At 57.7% G+C, this 1,457-nt stretch carries 1 protein-coding gene; it reads left to right on the top strand.

All coding sequences use genetic code 11. The features are described 5' to 3' along the window. Positions 1-51: 51 nt before the first annotated feature. Positions 52-1,424 (top strand): IS3 family transposase gene (locus M2S36_RS24960; RefSeq protein WP_333958024.1). Its coding sequence is split into 2 segments (ribosomal slippage): positions 52-525 and positions 528-1,424, totalling 1,371 coding nucleotides; the frame shifts between segments, so codons are not numbered across the junction. Positions 1,425-1,457: the final 33 nt, after the last annotated feature.

The raw sequence follows: 1,457 nt of genomic DNA, 5'->3' as shown, positions 1-1,457 counted from the left end.
TGAACTGCGCCCCTGATGTTGGACAAAAATCCAACCTCAGGGGCGTTTCACATGAGCAAGCACACCAGACAGTTCAAGCTTTCCGCCATCCAGGCTTTTCTGCAACGAGGCCTTGGCTACCGTTTCATTGCCGCGAAGTTCCAGATGGATCCCTCCTTGCTGCGCCGCTGGGTACAGGCCTACCGCATCCATGGCGAGACCAGCCTGTCCAGACAAGCGCGGACTTTCAGCCCTGAGTTCAAGCTCTCGGTGCTCGAGCGGAAATGGCGCGACAAGTTGTCGTTGCGCCAAACAGCGGCCGTTTTCAACCTGACGCATTCCAGCCAGATAGGCATATGGGAAGCGCAGTACTACAGTGGCGGCATCAAAGCCCTGGTAGCAGGAACCAAAGGACCGCGTAACGTCATGATCAAACCATCCGTCCCACCCGCCAGCACGTCGCCCAAGGCCGATGAAGAACTCTCGCACGCCGAACTGCTAGCCAAGCTGCGCCACGCCGAGATGGAGATCGCCTACCTAAAAAAGTTAAAAGAACTGCGCGAGGAGAAGGCGAGACAGAAGAAGGCCGGGAAGAAAAAGTCCTGATCATCTCGGCCCTGCGCACCCGCTTCCCGCTCGACGGCCTGCTTAAGCTGGCCGGACTGGCGCGCAGTACGTATTACTACCAGCGCAAGTTGATGGCCGCCGGTGACAAGCTGGCTCCGCTCAAGGACCGTATCCGTGAGATCCAGGAGCGGCATAAAGGTCGTTACGGCTATCGGCGCATGACAGCGACACTGCGCAGCGCCGGCCATGTAGTGAACAGCAAGGTCGTGCGGCGACTGATGGCCGAGCTCGACCTCAAATGCACGGTCCGCGTGAAGAAGTACAAGTCCTATCGTGGCCAGCCCGGACGCATCGCCCCCAACACGATGGAGCGCAAGTTCACGGCAGAAGAGCCAAACACGAGGTGGGTAACGGACGTGACCGAGTTCAAGGTGGCGGGTGAAAAGCTGTATCTCTCTCCGGTGCTGGACCTGTTCAATGGCGAGATCGTGGCACATCAGATCGACACCTCGCCGCACTATCCATTGGTTGGTCAGATGCTCGAACAGGCGCTGTCACGGCTGCCGGAAGGGGCCAGGCCTATGCTGCACTCCGACCAGGGCTGGCAGTATCAGTACTACCGCTACCGGAATCGACTTGAGGAGAAGGGACTGGAGCAGAGCATGTCACGCAAGGGCAACTGCCTGGACAATGCGCGAATGGAGAGTTTCTTCGGCACACTGAAGACCGAGATGTATCATGGTCAGCGCTTCGCCAGCATCAAAGATCTGAGTACTGCAATCGATGAATACATCGATTACTACAACCATGATCGAATCAAGATGGGGCTGGCCGGCCTGAGTCCCGTGGCATACAGGAATCAGGCCGCAGCAGCCTAATCAAAGATTGTCCAACAAATGGGGCGCACCTCA

The organism is Pseudomonas sp. SF2 (genome assembly GCF_036858055.1).
In the GTDB taxonomy this organism is placed as follows: Bacteria; Pseudomonadota; Gammaproteobacteria; order Pseudomonadales; family Pseudomonadaceae; genus Aquipseudomonas.
The sequence above is the reverse complement of the archived record's forward strand: the minus strand, read 5'-3'. Positions and strand labels throughout refer to the sequence as shown.